Raw genomic sequence first — 19,193 nt, 5'->3', positions numbered from 1 at the left:
GTTTGGTTTCGTCGCCTATTACCTTCGAGATTTGGGGAGGTACTCCTTTTTTTATGCCTTAAAAAGCTAGATGTAACAAGGGTTTGGAATTATGAAATTGACTCTAATGTACAACTTTTATGACCTAACATGGCTCATTTTGCTTCAAATGAACCAAAATTGTTGTACGAAATACAACAATTTCAACCAAGGTAAACCGTTTAATTCATTAAACCGTTTAACGACTTTAAACCGAATTTCGAAGTCATACATTCCCAACAGAGGTGTATAGTGTATGGGTTGAATTCTATTTTGGAGCTATACATTCCCAACTGAGGTGTATAATGAACGAATTGAACGCTATGGCATCCAATAAATACCATTTACTTCTTCGCCTATCCGACCATTACGCCGAAACGCTCGCAGAAGAAGCCTGGTGGCTAATCTCCGCCTTCACTTTACGAGCTTCTAATTGAGCTAGAATCGCATAGAACATGATCATGCCAACGAAGCCGCTTAACGCGATAAGAGATGCCATCATCCACGAAGATATCAGTCCGCCAAGCATGACACCGAAACCTCCTAAAAGCATGGCCCCTTTATACACCATTCCGAATAATGCCATATAAGAGCTTCTTGCATGATCAGGTGCAATATTACCAAGATAGGCTTGTTTAATCGGTACATACATGAGCTCTCCAACCGTTGCAATGAACATCGAGATGAGCAGCAGCCATGGTTGATTGCTATAAGCAAGGTAGCTGTAACCCAATATGTAACAAGTGTACCCAACGAACAATACTTTGCTATCCGAGAACTTGCGCATCATGACCCCCATAAGGACGGAGAGAACAACCACAAGCACCGTATTTTCAGTGCGGATAAAGCCTAACATTTTCAACCCATCAATATGCCAAGTTTGTTCATTCCATGGGAAGAATGGGATATTCACCATCTCCCTTTCCAGCCTTACACCCACGTAATTACCAAGATGAAACTCAACCGATACAAGCAGCAGTGAAGCCAGTGTGAAGATCATGAAGGTCTTATCACGCAGCACCATCCGATAATTGGCCCACATAGACGGACTTTCTTTGCGATTGCCACTACTCTCTCTAGCAGCTTGTGGTTGATACACTTCATCAATAAAGAAATAAGTTACGATCAGAGTGAACAAGCCAATGACGGACAAGCCAATGAACAGCTCGAACAAGTAAGATTTAAATAAGAAAGCGCCCGCAAGTCCTGCAATTGCAAAAGACAAATTGTTCATCCAGTACATAATGGCGTACATGAATTTCCTTACATCCGGAGCTGTTACATCTAGCAGCATGGCTTCATTAGCAGGACCATGAATTCCCCAGAACATACTAACAAATATCATCAGAACAAAAGTCATCCCAGGAGAATCAAGCCAAGGCGAATTGGTCATCGCCATGCCAACGAAACAGAGCATCCAACCTAATTCTGCAGTCAGCATCAGCTTTTTGCGCCCAATTCGATCGGCATAGTAACCGCCTATTATCCCCGCGATGACACCAGCAAGAATACCAAGAATTACGACTAGACCAGCACTTGTATCTCCTAATTTTCCGGAAAAATAAATCGACATGAAGGGTAGCACCATATTATTGGCGGTTCCGGAGATGAAGGAAAGTCCGATTCTTAGTTTGACATTACGATGAAAATCACGAAATCTCACGATATACCTCCGCGTCTGCAAGCTTCTGACATTCCTCTTTTATTTTACCTTTGTTCAATAAATCACACAAAAAAATTACTGCTTTTCATTACTGCGTAAAAACATGCCCACGCCTACTAACAGCAAACAACCGGCCAGCAATTGAATGGTTGTGATCGTTTCTCCGAGCAAGAAGTAAGCTAATAAAGTGGCACCTAGCGGTTCCCCTAAGACTGTCATTGAGACGGAAGAAGCCTTCATATATTTAAGCAGCCAATTAAATACATAATGACCAAATACCGTAGGAACAATCGCCAAAAGCAAGAATATCCCCCACTCTTTCGCTGGGTAAGCGGTAAAGGACACACCGGTGAACATATTGGTGACTGCAAGTACCAGCCCTGCAAACAAGAACACGAAAAAACTATAAACAAAGGCAGATATATGTTCTCTTAAGCTTTTGCCTAAGAGCATATGTAAGGCTACAGCAAGCGTACCGACCAGTGATAACAAATCTCCTTTAAGCGCATTACCGGAAAATTTGAAATCTCCCCATCCGATACAAATCGCACCCACAATAGCCATACACATGGCGATCAAGGCCGCTCGACTAGTCCGATGTCCATAAAGAAGAAACGCCCCGAGCAGCACAAAAATGGGTTCTAACGTTAAAATTGCCGTCGAACTCGCCACTGTTGTAAAATGAAGGGAATCCATCCAAAATAAGAAATGCAAACCAAGCGAAACACCGGATATGGCTGTTCTCAGCCAATCTCTTAGTCGAATTCTAGCAATCTCTTTCCTATAATTCCACAGAAAAGGCAGCATCAAGGCATTCGTCATGAGAAGCCTATACATCGCGATGACAGAAGCAGGCGCATTCGACCACCGAACAAAAATCGCTGAGAATGAAATGGCAATAATGCCGATCAAAAGAAACATGGAGATAGGTACTTTCGTTTTATTCATCGCATTCATGATGTGAAACTCCTTGAGAGGTTTATAACTTTTAGTTGCCAAATAAGTATATAGGAGGAAGAACAACTTGCCAATCTTTTTTAAACCATGTTCAATTAATTGTAAAATATATACAACATGTAAAACATAAAAAACCCTTAGGTCTCCTATATGAAAATAGGCAGTAACCAAGGGCTTCTTTGGAGTTGGATTATAGGATTAATCTAAAACAGCTGTGATATGTTTGTTTGTAACGGACCAGTGAGACGTGTTCCAGATAGATTCTTTATCTTTAAAATAAAGGATTTGCGGGGACGCGTGTTTGATACCTAGATCCTCTGCAATTTGATTTGACACTGGACGCGATTCGATAACTTTCACTAAGAAATAGTCCACATCCGCATTTGGTTTACCGGACAGATATTCCTCGTATTCATCAAGTGCGCTTGCACTTACTGGACATGTTGTGCTGTGCTTAAGAACGACAGCGGGTTTCTCGGAGGAGCGATTCAGTACTTCCTGCCACTCTTCTACTGTAGTTAATTCTTTCCATGCTGACATATGAATATCTCCCTTCCTATCTAATTAATAATGATTATAAAGTAAGCTACCAGCATATGCAAATCACATAAATCACACAACTCGCAACCCCCTCTATCTAACTGGTATAATAAAATTGTAAATATTCCTAGGGAAGAACAGGAGGAACATATGCAATCACCACCCCCGATCTCAAGACGCTCTTTTCTCAAGAAAGGTACTGTGCTTGCAGGCTCTTTCATCGCTTCCGGAGGTTTACTTGGCAGTTATGCTAGTTTCTTGGAACCCAAATGGGTCGAGATTACGAGAATAACGCTGCCTTTCGAGCGACTCCCTAATGCCTTCCATGGTATTAAACTTTTACAATTCAGCGATATCCATATTGGCCATCACTTCGACCTTCAAGATTTAGAACGTGTCGTGAAGCTGATTCAGAAAGAAAAAGCGGACATGCTAACTTTTACCGGCGATTTATTTGACGCCAACATTAGTGAAGATCCAGATCTAACCAGTCAATTACTGGGCAGCTTAGAGGCGCCTTTGGGAAAATGGGCTGTACTTGGCAACCATGATAAGTGGATTGGGTACAATTACACCCTTCCGATCCTGCATAACGGAGGCTTTCAGTCTCTCGTTAACGCTTTTCAGACGATCACCTATAAAGGACAAACCATTCAGATAGCTGGCGTTGAGGATATGCTGACGGGTAAGCCGGATATTGCGAAAACCTTACGCGGGGCCAATGCCCAAATATTTACCTTACTGCTATCCCACTGCCCTGATTTCGCGGATAAGGTAACTGAACAAGCCATCGATTTGCAACTATCCGGTCACACCCATGGCGGTCAGATAAGGTTACCGGGGGTTGGAGCTGTCATCACACCACCGCGCGGTAGAAATTATGTTATAGGGCTTAGCGAAGTGCCTAATTCGAAAATGCTTGTTTACGTCAATCGCGGCATTGGAACAACGACACTCCCCTTTCGCCTAATGTGCAGGCCGGAGATTACCGTAATTACTTTGGAAAAGCAAAAACCCTGAGCGCCTAAAGCGTCTCAGGGTTTTATGTTTACTATCTAACATGTAAAAATTGGCGGAACAAGAAGACTGCCTTCAATTTTAATAGATCGTTTACTTTTTTGAAATCAACCTGCAAGAGATCACTAATCTTCTCCAAGCGATACGTCACTGTATTCCTATGAATAAATAATTGCTTTGCCGCCTCGCTTACTTGACCATCATTACGAATGAACACCTCTAAAGTGCGAATCATTTCTTGCGAGTACTCGGCATCTTTTTCAAGTAAAGGGCGTAGAATTTTGGCACAGTAATCTTCCATCATAGTGGAAGACACGTTCTGGAAGAGATGCGCGAATTCGATGGTTTCATAATGAAGTACACGATCCGGCAGTCCAAGCTTGGACGCCATACGCTGTGTCTCCAAACATTCCATATAGGCTTCCCTTAACGCTGTTGGCTTTAATTTCATGGAGCTTGAATAGAAAGTTATTTCTCCGGCTTCTTCGATGCATCCTGAATCGCTTGCGTACTTTGTCAGAAGCTGTGACAGCTCTTCTTCTGGAAACCCGTCTACTTGATTCGTTGAATAGATCGAGAACATCATATCCTTGAACACAAAATGGTGCCCGGTCAAACTGCTTGATTTCGGATGTGATTCCATGTATTGCTTGAGGTTTTTGAGCTTAACTTGGGGCTGCTCCTCCACCAGGTTTTCCGGCTTATTTTTGCTAATCACACATTGATAAGCTCCAGTAAAGATCGATAAACCTCTAGCTTCCGCTTGTTCAAGGAACTCCTCTAGAGATGTTCCTTTTTCTAAGTAGCGCAAGAGATTGTTTTGTAAATCGCGCTGAGCGGATGCTTCAACATGCGATCGGAATGTATAACACATATGGAAGGTCAGGATATCCGCAGCTTGCTGGAATAAGCCTTCCTCAACGTTTGCGAGCAGAACCGCATCCGGTATAATCAACAAATGTCCAAGAGGCTCATCGTCCTGCTGATGCAGCCCTACACGATAAGCACGCTCTTTACCTGCGTATACCCATCCTGATTTCCGTTTCCACGGCCAATTCTGAGAGAGTTGATCAGGACTCCATGCACTTGTGTTATATAAAATTTGTCCTCTAGCTCCCACTACCGCCATAGGATAACCAAGAATATCACTGATTAATTGGAACATGGAAAGCATATTATCCTGTTTCAATCCGAATTGCATCAGCTTCTTCTGTTTCTCAAGAACAGATTGCAGCAGCTGTGTGTTGCGGCGGTATTCTGCGTTAAACAAGGCATTCATTTGATCAGAGAATGTAAATTGAAAAGGCATCTCGATAATCGGAAAATGCAGCCGATCTGCTTCATCTGCCACAATCTGCGGCAGCTCCGACCAAAAACGCCCCAGCTTGATCCCTAATCCCGCAGCTCCGCGATCATTTAATTTACGAAGTAGATTAACCGTTTCTTGCGGACTATCCTTCATCGCGAAAGCAGTGGTGAAGAGCATCTCACCTGATTTCGTCCAATCCGCAATATCAGGAGCGTCCATCACATTGACTGATTTGACGATGCGGGAATCACCTTGCTTGCCTGCTACTAGCTTCGCTTCCGTTAAAGGATATATGGATAATGCCTCACGAATGGTAAGATGCATGGTGCTTCCCCCTTTGTGCCTTTTAAATGATTATAGGATGACCTTGCCATTTCAGTCAATGGATTTGTGTTAACTTATATGACATAAAAGAGAAATATATGAATGTTTTATGACTTAATTATATTTTTATGTAAGGTTATATTACATAAAACTGAAATCTAACACCACAACAAAGAGAGACATGCTCAGCACATGCCCCCCATTTAAATAATTCAACCCTCAAATCACTCGAAACGTTCCCGTTCCAATCGTCCCCAAATTGCCTTCACGGTCAACAACACGACCTTGGGTAGTTATCATCTTACGGGATTGATGAACAAGCTCAGCCGTCACCACCAAGCGGCCTTCATAAAGCGGAGCTACGAAATGTACATTTAAATTCGTCGTAACAACCTTATCCTCCGGCCTAGCCATCATGACAACAATCCCCATCGCATTGTCCAGTAAGGAAGATAGTACACCGCCATGCACGATCCCAATCGGGTTCAAGTGATGCGTTTTGGCTTCCAAAGCAATCGTGATGATGTTGTCTTTCATACTCACAAATTCACAGCCAAGAAAGCCCCAAAACGTAGGCTCCGCTGATGCTGCTAATTGCTGAAGTCTCTTATTTATTTGTTCGTTAGAATCATCCATAGGATTCCCTCCACTCTTCTTGTAAAGGGCTTCCCCTTAATTGTTAAACAGGAAAAGGCTCTTAAACCTTCGTCTCTTCCTCTAGTAATTGCCTGCGCAGCACCTTTCCAATCATCGTTTTCGGCAGAGACTGGCGGAATTCGACTTTCCGAGGCACCTTGTAGGCAGCCAAACGCTCACGGCACCACAATTCTAGCTCCTTTTCCGTTAGCGTCATTCCCGGTCTCAGCACCACAAATGCTTTCACCGTTTCTCCTCGATATTCATCTGGTACACCTGCAACAGCAGCCTCGAGAATTGCCGGATGCTCAAAGAGAACCTCCTCTATGTCACGAGGATAAATATTGTAGCCTCCAGCTATGATTAAATCCTTCTTGCGATCAACAATCGAGAAGAAACCATCCTCGTCTATACGCCCCATGTCGCCCGTATATAACCAGCCATTTCTGATGGTCATGGCCGTTTCGTGCTCGCGCAGCCAATACCCTTTCATCACTTGAGGTCCTTTAATGATAATTTCGCCAATTTCGCCAATCGGCAGCTCTTGACCTGAATCCGAATCAACAACTTTCGTATCTGTATCTGGAAAAGGGATACCAATTGAGCCTATTTTCCGAAAACCCCAAATAGGATTCGCATGTGTAACAGGGGATGCTTCAGTTAACCCATAGCCTTCGATTAATCTACCGCCTGTCAGTGCCTCGAAGCGCTCTTGCACCTCTAACGGGAGAGGCGCTGAACCGCTTACACAAACATTAATAGAGGAAATATCCACTTCCTTCACGCGCTTATGATTGATTAAGGCAATGTACATAGTTGGCGCACCTGGGAAAATCGTTGGCTTCAACGAATGAATCGTATCTAAAATCAGGTTGATATCAAACTTTGGAATGAGGATTAGCATCCCCGCCCTATACATGGATTGATTCAGCAAGACTGTCAAGCCAAAGACATGGAAGCAAGGGATTGCCCCCAAGAATCTTTCTTCACCTAACCGAATACGATAGCACCAATGACTTGTTTGGTACGTATTAGCTATCAAATTAGTGTGAGTCAGCATGACACCTTTGGATATCCCCGTCGTCCCTCCCGTGTATTGAAGAAGGGCAATATCCTCGTCAGCCTCCACATCTACACAAATCGGGGCGCGAGAAGCTGTTCGGAGCAGCTTTTTATAAGAATAAACACCCTCCCCGTAAGTGACGGCAAGGTTTGCACCATCTTTTTTCATTTTAATCGGGTATAAGACATTTTTGGGAAAGGGCAAATAGTCCTTAATTGAAGTCACAATAACATGCTCAATCGGTGTTTTTCCTTTCGCTTTTTGCACACGATCAAACAGCAAATCCAACGTTACAATAACGGTTGCTCCGGAATCCGAGAGCTGGTGAACCAGCTCTCGCTCCACGTAGAGCGGATTCGTCATGACGACGATCCCGCCCATCATCAGGGTTCCGAAGTACGCAATGATGGCCGAAGGACAATTCGGCAGCATAATCGACACTCGGTCCCCCGGGCTAACGCCCAGCTCTTTTAAAGCATTGGCAAAACGATAGGACTCTTCCAATACCTCCCGATAACGCAGCGTTTTCCCCAAGAAATACAAGGCAGGTCGGTCCGGAAACTTATGCGCGGAATCTACCAACAAACGTGCAAGATTATGCTTCGGGTACTCGTAAGTCGGCGCCACTTCAGACGGATAATGGCGCAGCCAAGGCTTTGCCTCATTCATACAAAACCATCCCCTTCAGGTTCTTGACATCGATGACTATACGATGAATTTCTCACCCTGAATAACACGTGCGGCGATGTCGCGCTTCAAACCAACCGTATTCACACTGCTGCGTCTGGACAGCTTTTTCAAAATCGACAACTGAGTCCGAAGAACATCTCCTTCTTCCATCGTACTGAGCGCTTCCTTCGCATATGCCTCTATTTTGTCAAAGGCTTCATGAACAAAAACTGTCGTGATTTGGATCGCATTCTTTGCCTTTCCTTCCCCTGCTTTTTCAATCAGCTTTTGCGTACGAAGAAGCCCGCTTTCAGCAGCGAAAATTTGGATCATGATGTCGGCTAAATTACTTAAAACTTCCTGATTTTTTTCTAGCGCCATGCCATATTTCTGTACAGCAAGCCCACCAACCATAAGGAATACTTTCTTCGCCATCGAAACCAGATGCACCTCTTCGGCTAGCGTTCCTTCGAACGTTTGACCTGGAACGATAGAGAGCAGTTCCGCTTGCAGCGCTTGAGCTTTTTGCAGCAAAGGCAGTTCGCCTTTCATCGCTTTCTTCACTAATGTACCTGGAATGAGCAGGCGATTGATTTCATTCGTCCCTTCAAAAATCCGATTAATCCGTGAATCCCGATAAATACGCTCCACTTTGTACTCCTGAATGAAACCGTAGCCGCCATGAATTTGCAAGCCCTCATCCGCTACAAAATCCAGCACTTCAGACGCGAATACCTTATTAATGGAGCATTCCAGCGCGTATTCAGAAATCCCTTTTGATGAATGCTTACCGGCATCAGGGCTCGTATGATCTATATCTTTGAGAATGGTATCGAACAATCCAGTCGTTCTGTACACCATGCTCTCCAGCATATACGTTTGAATATTCATTTCCGCCAGCTTTTTACCAATCAAAGGAAAACGTGAAATAGGCGTATTAAACTGTTGGCGAGTATTCGCATATTTCGAAGCTAATTCAATCGTCTCCTTGGAGGCACCCAGACAACCGGTAGCCAATTTGTAACGGCCAATATTTAGAATGTTAAAAGCAATCAGGTGCCCTTTACCGATTTCACCCAATAAGTTCTCTACCGGCACACGGACATCTTCAAAATAAAGCGGACGCGTCGACGAGCCTTTGATCCCCATCTTCTTCTCTTCCGGCCCCATCGTAAAACCAGGATCACCTTTCTCCACGATAAAGGCCGTGAAATCAGTACCATTGATTTTGGCATATACAATGAAAATATCAGCAAAACCAGCATTTGTGATATACAATTTGGATCCATTTAGAAGGTAATATTTTCCATCATCAGACAAGCGAGCTGTCGTTTTTGCCCCCAAAGCATCCGAGCCGGATGTTGGTTCCGTTAAACAGTAAGCCGCGATTTTCGCGCCTGTCGCAAGGTCAGGCAAATACTTCTTCTTCTGTTCCGTGGTGCCAAAAAATACAATCGGCAGTGTGCCAATCCCGACATGCGCCCCAATGGACAAAGCAAAGGATGAAGCGCGAGCGAGATTTTCACTAATCACAGTGGAACTTACTTTATCCAACCCAAGTCCGCCATAAATCTCGGGTACATCAGAGCCAAGTAATCCGAGATCACCCGCGCTGCGCATCAGTTTTACCGTTAAATCATAATCAAGCTTTTCCAAATGCTCATCATTCGGCATGACTTCCCCAGATACAAAATCACGCGTTGTATCGGCAATCATGCGATGCTCTTCGGTAAAATCCTCAGGGGTTACAATATCATGGAAATCTGTATCCGAAATAACAAAACTTCCGCCTATAATTTTCTCCGCCATGGTTCATCTCTCCTCTAAATTAATTGTACAAGGGTAAATAAATTAGGATTCATGAGAGCCTAGATAGACTCTCATGAATCAGTTCTTATTCCTTATCTGCCTTCAATTAAACAGGATGCACTTCAAATACCCCGGCAGCTCCCATCCCGCCGCCGATACACATGGACACTACACCATAACCGCCGCCACGCCGCTGCAGCTCATGAATTAAGCTCGTTGTCAGCTTCGCACCCGTACACCCGAGCGGATGCCCGAGGGCGATGGCGCCACCATTCACATTCACCAAATCTTCATTCAAGCCTAGTTCGCGAATAATATGAACACATTGCGAAGCGAATGCTTCGTTGATTTCAAACAGACTCACTTGGTCTTGTGTGATGCCTGCCATCTGCAAAGCCTTCGGAATCGCCTTTACTGGCCCGACGCCCATAATTTCCGGTTCCACACCGGAAAGTGCAAAGGCCTTGAACGTCGCCAGCGGCTTCAACCCGAGCGCTTCCGCGCGCTCGCAGCTCATCAGCACGGCCGCCGCTGCGCCGTCCGACGTCTGTGACGCGTTGCCCGCCGTCACCGAGCCGCCCAAGCTGAACGCAGGCTTCAGCTTGGCAAGCCCTTCCACGGATGTATCGGGGCGTACGCCCTCATCCATGGCAAACACGAACTTCCGCTCGAACGCTTTGCCGCGTTCGTCAATGCCTTTCACGCTCGTGCTAACCGGCACGATCTCGTCTACGAACTTGCCGGCTGCGATTGCAGCAGCAGCCTTCTGATGGCTCCGCGTTGCGAAGCCATCCTGCGCTTCGCGCGAGATGCCGAAGCGCTGCGCGACTTCTTCGGCTGTGTGGCCCATGCCCATGTACACCTCGGGCATGCTCTCAACCAGCCCCGGATGCGGCGAGAGCTTAAAGCCCGTCATCGGGACGTGGCTCATGCTCTCTACGCCTCCGGCGACAATGACCTCCGCGTGGCCAAGCATAATGCGCTCCGCCGCATATGCGATGGCTTGCAGCCCAGAGGAGCAAAAGCGATTGACCGTGATCGCCGGCACGGTCACCGGGAAGCCCGCATACAGCGACATCGTGCGGGCGAAGTTCAGCCCTTGCTCGCCTTCGGGCATCGCGCACCCGATGATAATGTCCTCGACATCACCTTTGTCGAGCCCAGGAGCACGCCGCACCGCTTCTTCTAATACGACTTTCCCCAGATCCTCCGCTCTGGTTTGAGCGAAACTACCTTTCTTCGCGCGTCCGACTGCCGTGCGCGTTATCGATACAATGACTGCTTCTTTCATCGATTTCACCTCATTATGAGTAATAGGCATGCACCATTCAGAGCTCTTTAATAAGAATGGAAAGGTCTTCTCCCTTAGTTCCGAAGCGCTTTCCCTTTGGAAAGCATGTATTGCATGCGCTGTTGTGTTTTCAGCTCTCCGCAAAGACTAAGGAAGGCTTCGCGCTCTAAATCGAGCATATACTGCTCTGTAACTAACGTTCCTGCTGGCACATTACCTCCTGCAAGCACGTACGCAAGCTTATTTGCGATCAATTGATCGTGCTCACTGATATATCCGCCTTGGCGCATCGTATAGGCAGCAATCTGCATGACCGCTTTGCCGTTCTCGCCAACGACGCGGATTTTCTCTTGCACAGGAGGTGTGTATCCCGCTGCTTCCAAGCGAAGAACCGCTTGCTTCGCTTCATAAATACGATGCTCCGGATTCACAACGACCGTATCCCCAGCACGCATATAGCCAAGACGTTTCGTATCATGACCGCTCGTCGACACCTTTGCCATGGCCACCGTTTCAAAAATTGCATTGATCCACGGCTGAAGATCAACTTCCGGGTCACGAACCTGTTGACTTGCTAGAAGGGCTAACTCCTTACATCCGCCACCGGCAGGAATTAAGCCAACTCCCACCTCAACGAGTCCATAATACGTTTCCGCCGAGAAAATGATTTGGTCTGCCGGCATGCAAGCCTCAACTCCGCCACCAAGCGTCATCTTGTGCGGAGCAGCAACAACTGGCTTTTCCAGCCTTTTGAGCTTCAGCATCGAGTTTTGGAATAAACGAATGATGCCGTCTACTTCATCCCACTCGCCATCTTGTGCTTCCATTAGCAACAACATCACGTTGGCACCGACACAGAAATTTTTGCCTTCGTTAGCGACAACCATTCCGCGATAGTTGCTGCGTACTTCGTCTACGCTTTGCTGAATCATCGTGAGAATATCTGCACCAATGGCATTGTTCGGCGAGTGAAACTCTAAGCAAGCAACCCCGTCTCCAATGTCTATCAAGCTCGCGCCGCTATTAGAGCGGATGACTTTATTTTGCTGTTTTAAAGAGGCAAGTGAGATCAGTTCCGGTCTTGTTTCAACACCGCGAAACTCATTTTTCAGATAGTAAAAACTCTGACCTCCCCTGTTCTCATAAAAGCTGTCATGGCCGGCAGCAATCCAAGCTTTTACCCATTCAGGAACTTTACTGCCTTCCGCTTCCATGCGTTCCACAGAGCGTTTTAGACCAATGGCATCCCACGTCTCGAAAGGACCGAGATCCCAGTTAAAGCCCCATTTAAGTGCATTATCAATCTCGACAATGGAATCAGCAATTTCATCTAATTTCTCAGCGGAATACAGCAGCACTGGCTTCAGAATGTTCCACGCCAGATCCGAATAGCGATCTTTGGTGCCGAGCAAGGCCTTTAACTTCCCTACCGTACCTTTGGCCTGCTTCGAAGCTTCCAAAGAGCCTGAACTGATTTTGCGGCTTGCCGAATATTCCATGGTATTTAAATCTAGGGATTGAATTTCTTTGCCAGCTTCAGACTTCACTTTTTTATAAAACCCTTGGCCCTGCTTCTCTCCGATCCAACCTTTTTCTACCATCGTTTTCAAAATGGCCGGTGTATTGAAAATTTCCTTCTCCGCAGGGTCAGTCACAAGATCAAACACGTTACCCGCCACATGGACGAATGTATCCAGACCTACCAAGTCCAGCGTACGGAACGTCGCGCTCTTAGGGCGTCCCATAGCCGGACCGGTTACAGCATCCACTTCTTCAACGGAATACCCACTCGCGAGCATTTCACGCAAAGTAACCAAAAGCCCATAAGTACCAATTCGATTCCCGATAAAATTCGGCGTATCCTTTGCTTGAACAACACCTTTTCCAAGCTTTTTCTCACAAAAATCAGTCATAAAAGCAACAATTGCAGGGTCTGTCTGTTCATTTGGAATCACTTCCAATAATTTCATATAGCGAGGCGGATTAAAAAAATGAGTGCCAAGGAAATGCTTTTTAAATTCAGGGCTGGCGCTTTGGACCATGGCGTTGATTGAAATGCCCGATGTATTCGAGGAAACAATGGTTCCCGGTTTCCACACGGTTTCAATGCGGCTGATGAGCTGCTGCTTCGCTTGCAAATTTTCCACAATAACTTCAATAATCCAATCCACGCTTCCAAGCTTCGCTAAATCATCCTCTAGATTGCCTGGTGTAATACGTTCAGCGAAAGCTTCACTATAAAGGGGAGCAGGGTTCGTCTTCTTGAGCTTATCCATCGCGTTAAGAGCAAATCGATTACGCACCTTGGGATTATCTAACGTAAGGCCGGCAGCTTCTTCTTGCGGCTGCAGCTGGGCAGGCACCATATCGAGAAGTAACACGGGAATGCCTACATTTGCCAAATGGGCAGCGATACCGGAGCCCATCACACCGGAGCCGATAACGGCCGCTGTACGAATCTTTGTCATATGGAAATTTCCTCCTACATGATTTTTTCAGTTTTCGCATCAACCTTGACAAACACGCTCGCCCTTCGGGCAAAGAAGTCGTTTATCCTAAGACGTTCCAAACACAGACAAGGCAAGAATTTCAGCGATATCTCGCGCTTTAACCTGCTCCTCGACCTCCTTCAGCTTCGTTCCATCCTCCACCATCGTTAAGCAATAAGGACAGGCAGAACTGATTACAGTGGGCTTCACACTCAAAAGCTGTTCAGTTCGCGCTACATTAACGCGTGTACCTGCGGTTTCTTCCATCCACATCATGCCGCCTCCTGCACCGCAGCACATACTGTTCTCGCGAGAACGACCTTGCTCAACCAACTCAACCCCTGGAATTGCTCGCAGTACATTGCGCGGCTCCTCATACACTTCGTTGTAGCGGCCTAGGTAGCAAGAATCGTGGTACGTAATACGCTCTCTAACTTCATGTTGCGGCTTTAGACGCCCCTCTTTCACCCACAGATCCAACAGCTCGGTGTGATGGAAAACGTCTGCCGAAAGGCCAAATTCGGGATATTCATTTTTGAATGTATGATACGTATGCGGGCAAGTCGTTACGATTTTCTGAACCTTATACTTTTGAAAAGTCGCAATATTGTCCGCACACAGCTGTTGGAATAAAAATTCATTGCCCATACGGCGAGGTGTGTCTCCGGAATTCTTCTCCTCATTGCCCAAAATGGCAAAGGAGACTCCGGCTTCCTTCATCAATTTCACAAAAGAATGCGTGATCTTGCGGCTGCGGTTATCGTAGGCTCCCATGGAACCCAAGAAAAACAAATACTCGAATTCCGGGTTTTCCTTCACCGTACGAACACCGAGTTCATCATCCGGATCTACTTCCTTAACCCATTTCACGCGATCATTCCGGCTAATGCCCCAAGGATTTCCTTGTCTTTCGATGTTTTGTAAGGCACGTTGACCATCGTGAGGCATACTGCCTTGAGTCAGTACAAGATGTCGACGCAGATCTATAATCTTATCCACATGCTCATTCCCTACAGGACATTGATCTTCACAATTGCGGCAGGTTGTGCAAGCCCACAGCTCTTCTTCTGTTATAACGCCGCCAATGAGCTCAACTTCAAGCGGGTTATGGGTACTTGGACTAGAGAAAGCAAAAGCTGGCACCCATGGTGATTTCGAGGTGATGGCTGCGCCTTTTTCCGTCAAATGATCACGAAGCTTTGTAATCAAATGCATAGGCGATAGCATCTTCCCTGTCGTATTCGCGGGACAAACATTCGTGCAGCGCCCACATTCCACACAGGAGTAGAAATCAAGCATCTGCTTCTGCGTGAAATCCTCGATTTTGCCTACACCGAACGACTCCGCCTCTTCATCCTCCAAATCCAGTGAAGCCAGTTTACCAATAGGCTCAGTGCGGCGAAGCAAGATATTGATTGGTGCTGTAATAATGTGAAAATGCTTCGACTGCGGCACATAGATCAGAAATGAAAGTAGGATCAGCAGATGCATCCACCAGCTTATATAGAAACCAACCGTTGCCGCTGTATGCGACATACCGCTAAAGGCTGCTGCGAACAGAGATGAAATAGGTGCAAATGCGGATGTCTCCATCCCTTCCTTTACCCGTTCAAACCCACCGCTAACGACAACAGATAGCATCAAGAAAAAAATGAAGAATATAACGATACTAGGCTTCCAACCGCGTTTCAGCCGTTTTAACTTTTCTACATAACGTCGATAGGTCGCATATCCCATGGCCAGAAGAATCAGCGCTACCGTCACTTCCTGCATCAATGTGAAATAATCGTAACCTGGTATTGGTAACCCATGGCCAATTAATCCCTTCAGAATGAGATCCAGCGCCCCAAGCTGCAAAATAATGAATCCATAAAAGATCACAATGTGCATAATCCCGCTCTTCTTATCCTTCAACAGCTTGGTCTGGCCAAATACCTGAATCGCAAACTCCTTCAGCCTTGCTTTCGCTTCCTTTTTCAAATTCACGGACTTGCCAAGCCTAATGTATAAATATCGGTGATACACCACACGTACAAACAAATACACCGCAAACCCCGTAACCGCCAGAAATAATAAAAACTGAATGAGTGAACCGGTCATTGAGGACCCTCCCTAGCGTTTTGCTTTAGCGAAACTTTCTTCTTTAGCATCTTCTGCTTTTTCGTAAGACTTCGTGAGATCTCGTAAGAATGGGCCAAGCAAGTCCCCTACTACTCCATCTAATATCCCTGCAAACTCGATTGTTTTGAGCGATCACCAGATAATAAGAGCCTTTGGGGACTGCTATTTCCTTATTTCCATTGCCTTCCTTGGATTTAGGAGTCTCAAGGGACTCTTATTCCACTTTAATCACACAAATTTGTTCGAAATCCAGATAATAAGAGCCTCTAACGACTGCTATTTCATCATTTTCAATGTTTTCTACAGATATAGGAGTCTCTAGCGACTCTTATTCCACTTGAATCACACCATTTTGCTCGTCATTCACATAAATAAGAGCCTTTAGAGACTGCTATTCCCTCATTTTCATTGCCTTCTACAGATATAGGAGTCTCTAGGGACTCTTATTCCGAACGAATCTCACCATTTTGCTCGAAAACCTGATAAATAAGAGCCTCTGGAGACTGCTATTTCCTCATTTACATTGTTTTCTACAGATATAGGAGTCTTTATGGACTCTTATTCCAAGCTAGCCAAGACATCCTGCTCGAATCCAACAATAATGAGCCATAACATCGCCCCACCCTCTACTGAACTCGGAACCCCACAATAAAGTAACCGCTTACATTCAAACATCGTAAAAAAGCAAGTTCCATTTGACCCTATTTCCAGAGTTGAAAACTGCTTCTTTGTGAAGTGTAAGCCGGCAAACCTTCCTACTTGCTTTAATAAGCTGAATAAGTCGTTGACAAGGCGTACTGCGTATTTTATGATGAAACTACGAAAATGAATGAGTATTCATTCACCGATATTTGTATTCTAACACCGAGGTGATCTCCTTGACAAGTGGCAAAAAACCAGACAAGTATTACGCAATTCTCGAAGGCGCTCTGAAAGTGTTTGCTGAGCATGGCTTTCACAAATCCCAAGTATCCCGAATCGCCAAGGAAGCTGGAGTAGCCGATGGCACCATCTACCTTTATTTCAAGAAAAAGGAGGATATTTTGACCAGCCTGTTTCAAGAGAAATTAGGCGAGCTTGTAGAGAAGCTCAATAATGGGTTGAACGACCAAATGACAGCTAGAGAAGCGCTGCACAAAGTATGTGAGATTCATTTCAGTGTACTGGAAGGGAATATTCATCTTGCTTACCTCACCCAAATTGAGCTTAGACAGAGTGATCTCGAGCTTCGCAAAGAGATTGGTCTTGCACTAAAGAGATATATTATCCTCATTGAAAATATATTAGAAAAAGGTAAGAAAGACGGCAGTTTCCGTCCGGATTTTGAAGTGAAGCTTGTGAGGCTTCTCATTTTTGGCGGTATGGATGAAGTCGTTACTTCTTGGCTTATTTCTGGGCAAAAGTATTCGTTAACCGCTCAAGTTGGACCTACCATTGATTTTTTCATGAAAGGCATCGAGTCTTAACGTCTGTATAACATGTATATTCAGGAAGGAGCTTGACTATGGACATTTTTGTATTGTTGAAGCAAACGTTTGATACGGAGGAAAAAATCGTCCTGCATAACGGGGCCGTTCAAGAGGATGGCGTAAAGTTCGTCATCAATCCTTACGATGAATATGCGGTTGAGCAAGCGATTCAAATCCGAGATGAGCTAGGCGGCAAAGTCACCCTGCTCTCCGTTGGTCCCGTACGTACCGCTGAAGCTCTACGTACTGCTCTCGCGATGGGGGCTGATGAAGCCGTTCTTATCTCCGATGAGCGCATTAAGGGAGATGAGTTCGAAGTCGCTGAAATTTTGGCCAACTATTTGCGCGGACAGTCTGTCGATCTTCTATTAGGCGGTAATTTCTCCGTCGACAATGGGGCTGGGCAAGTCGCTATCCGACTTTCTTCCCTCCTAGGCTTACCTCACGTTGCCTCTATAACGAAATTGGAAATTTCCGGAGGAAAAGCAGTTGCCCACCGCGATGCAGAAGGCGATATCGAAGTGATCGAGGTACCTCTCCCTGCTCTGTTCACGGCACAGCAAGGCTTGAACGAGCCGCGCTATCCTTCGCTTCCTGGGATTATGAAAGCAAAGAAAAAACCATTCCAGCACTTGTCGCTTGATGATATTAATGGCGCTGATTCTGCAGTCGCCAAAACAGAGCGCACGGAATTGACCCTACCACCTGAGCGTAAGGCAGGCCGTATTCTAAAGGGCGACCTCCCGCAGCAAGTTACCGAACTCGTGCAAGCGTTACGCAGCGAATCCAAAGTGATCTAAATAAGGGGAGGCTACATTTATGAGCAAAACATTTCTCGTTGTTGCAGAAGCACGCGGCGGCAAGCTGCGACAGGTATCCTTTGAAGCGTTACGCGCTTCACAGCTTTCCGCTGCTGATGGTGATGCCATCGCCGCAGTATTGATTGGCGGCGCAGGAAGCAAAGCGCTCGCTGGTGAGCTTGCGGCTTATGGCGCAGACACCATCTATGTTGTCGAAGACAACCAGCTGGAGAGCTACAGCTCGGAAGCCTATTTGAGCGCTTTGCTGGCTGTCACGGATATCGCCCAGCCAGGCGCGCTCTACTTCGGCCACACGGCAGCTGGCCGAGATCTCGCACCGCTGGCCGCGGCGAAGCTCGCAGCTGGCCAGCTCTCTGACGTAACGGCTATCTCCCGCAACGGAGATAGCGTGCAGTTCACGCGACCGCTTTATGCTGGCAAAGCCGTCGAAAAGAAAGCGTTTACCGACCCGGATGGCACATGGGTCGTCACGATAAGACCGAACAACATCGCAGCATCCGAGCCTGACACTTTGAGTCGTCAAGCATCGGTCATCGATGTGGCTTACCCCGCTCCCTCCCTGCGCAGCATCATCCGGGAGGTCGTCAAGAAAACGTCCGGCACCATCGACTTGGCAGAAGCCAAGATCGTTGTCTCCGGCGGACGGGGCGTGCGCAGCGCCGATGGCTTCCAGCCGCTCGAAGAGCTGGCTGCCGTCTTAGGCGGCGCTGTTGGGGCTTCCCGCGGAGCCTGCGACGCGGGCTACTGCGAGTACGCGATGCAAATCGGCCAGACCGGCAAGGTCGTGACGCCTGAGATCTACATCGCGTGCGGCATTAGCGGCGCCATCCAGCATCTTGCCGGGATGAGCTCCTCGCGCGTCATCATCGCGATTAACAAAGATGCTGAGGCGCCGATCTTTAAAGTCGCCGACTACGGCATCGTCGGCGATCTGTTCGAGGTCGTGCCGCTGCTGACCGAGGAATTCCGCCGTTTGCTCCAGTAACAGCTACGAAAA

14 protein-coding genes are annotated in these 19,193 nt (G+C 46.4%); 4 read left to right on the top strand and 10 right to left on the bottom strand.

Going from position 1 to position 19,193, the window contains the following annotated elements; all coding sequences use genetic code 11:
- Positions 1 to 385: 385 nt before the first annotated feature.
- The 3 genes from ASG85_RS10900 to ytxJ all read right to left on the bottom strand — a co-directional run bounded on the left by ASG85_RS10900 (position 386) and on the right by ytxJ (position 3,178).
- Entirely contained in the window at positions 386 to 1,681 is a 1,296-nt protein-coding gene (locus tag ASG85_RS10900) for an MFS transporter (protein ID WP_063860251.1), read from the bottom strand.
- 75 nt (positions 1,682 to 1,756) lie between these two features.
- Positions 1,757 to 2,638: a DMT family transporter gene (locus ASG85_RS10895; RefSeq protein WP_060646209.1), complete on the bottom strand. Its 882-nt coding sequence runs from the start codon at positions 2,636 to 2,638 to the stop codon at positions 1,757 to 1,759.
- Positions 2,639 to 2,836: 198 nt separating this feature from the next.
- On the bottom strand, positions 2,837 to 3,178 hold the full coding sequence (gene ytxJ / locus ASG85_RS10890; RefSeq protein ID WP_029194256.1) for a bacillithiol system redox-active protein YtxJ: 342 nt from the start codon (positions 3,176 to 3,178) through the stop codon (positions 2,837 to 2,839).
- Between the two features lie 150 nt (positions 3,179 to 3,328).
- Here ytxJ and ASG85_RS10885 point away from each other — a divergent pair, with 150 nt between their 5' ends.
- Positions 3,329 to 4,198, top strand: coding sequence for a metallophosphoesterase (locus tag ASG85_RS10885; protein ID WP_057302432.1), 870 nt, complete (start codon positions 3,329 to 3,331; stop codon positions 4,196 to 4,198).
- Positions 4,199 to 4,229: 31 nt separating this feature from the next.
- On the opposite strand, the gene ASG85_RS10880 is transcribed toward ASG85_RS10885, so the two are convergent.
- From ASG85_RS10880 to ASG85_RS10850, 7 genes are all read right to left on the bottom strand, one after another.
- The gene (locus ASG85_RS10880; protein WP_060646208.1) at positions 4,230 to 5,828 is read right to left on the bottom strand and encodes a PucR family transcriptional regulator; all 1,599 of its coding nucleotides are present in this window, start codon (positions 5,826 to 5,828) and stop codon (positions 4,230 to 4,232) included.
- Positions 5,829 to 6,047: 219 nt separating this feature from the next.
- Entirely contained in the window at positions 6,048 to 6,464 is a 417-nt protein-coding gene (locus ASG85_RS10875; protein ID WP_057302430.1) for a PaaI family thioesterase, read from the bottom strand.
- A 61-nt stretch (positions 6,465 to 6,525) separates the two neighbouring features.
- Entirely contained in the window at positions 6,526 to 8,196 is a 1,671-nt protein-coding gene (locus ASG85_RS10870) for a long-chain-fatty-acid--CoA ligase (protein WP_060646207.1), read from the bottom strand.
- A gap of 36 nt (positions 8,197 to 8,232) precedes the next feature.
- Positions 8,233 to 10,005: an acyl-CoA dehydrogenase family protein gene (locus ASG85_RS10865; RefSeq protein WP_060646206.1), complete on the bottom strand. Its 1,773-nt coding sequence runs from the start codon at positions 10,003 to 10,005 to the stop codon at positions 8,233 to 8,235.
- Between the two features lie 106 nt (positions 10,006 to 10,111).
- Positions 10,112 to 11,296: an acetyl-CoA C-acyltransferase gene (locus ASG85_RS10860; protein ID WP_060646205.1), complete on the bottom strand. Its 1,185-nt coding sequence runs from the start codon at positions 11,294 to 11,296 to the stop codon at positions 10,112 to 10,114.
- A 74-nt stretch (positions 11,297 to 11,370) separates the two neighbouring features.
- Positions 11,371 to 13,764, bottom strand: a complete 2,394-nt coding sequence (locus ASG85_RS10855; protein ID WP_060646204.1) for a 3-hydroxyacyl-CoA dehydrogenase/enoyl-CoA hydratase family protein — start codon at positions 13,762 to 13,764, stop codon at positions 11,371 to 11,373.
- Between the two features lie 87 nt (positions 13,765 to 13,851).
- The gene (locus ASG85_RS10850; RefSeq protein WP_060646203.1) at positions 13,852 to 15,885 is read right to left on the bottom strand and encodes a (Fe-S)-binding protein; all 2,034 of its coding nucleotides are present in this window, start codon (positions 15,883 to 15,885) and stop codon (positions 13,852 to 13,854) included.
- Positions 15,886 to 16,784: 899 nt separating this feature from the next.
- Between ASG85_RS10850 and ASG85_RS10845 the strand changes: the two genes are divergently transcribed.
- Genes ASG85_RS10845 through ASG85_RS10835 form a run of 3 tightly spaced genes read left to right on the top strand, consistent with a single transcriptional unit; the run spans position 16,785 to position 19,181 of the window.
- Complete coding sequence (locus tag ASG85_RS10845; protein WP_057302424.1) at positions 16,785 to 17,372, top strand: TetR/AcrR family transcriptional regulator; 588 nt, start codon at positions 16,785 to 16,787, stop codon at positions 17,370 to 17,372.
- A gap of 38 nt (positions 17,373 to 17,410) precedes the next feature.
- A complete protein-coding gene (locus ASG85_RS10840) occupies positions 17,411 to 18,175 on the top strand; it encodes an electron transfer flavoprotein subunit beta/FixA family protein (RefSeq protein WP_060646202.1) in 765 nt (254 codons plus the stop codon).
- Positions 18,176 to 18,194: 19 nt separating this feature from the next.
- Positions 18,195 to 19,181, top strand: coding sequence for an electron transfer flavoprotein subunit alpha/FixB family protein (locus ASG85_RS10835; RefSeq protein WP_060646201.1), 987 nt, complete (start codon positions 18,195 to 18,197; stop codon positions 19,179 to 19,181).
- The last annotated feature ends 12 nt before the right edge of the window (positions 19,182 to 19,193 follow it).

The organism is Paenibacillus sp. Soil724D2 (assembly GCF_001427935.1).
Lineage (GTDB): Bacteria > Bacillota > Bacilli > Paenibacillales > NBRC-103111 > Paenibacillus_E.
The sequence above is the reverse complement of the archived record's forward strand: the minus strand, read 5'-3'. Positions and strand labels throughout refer to the sequence as shown.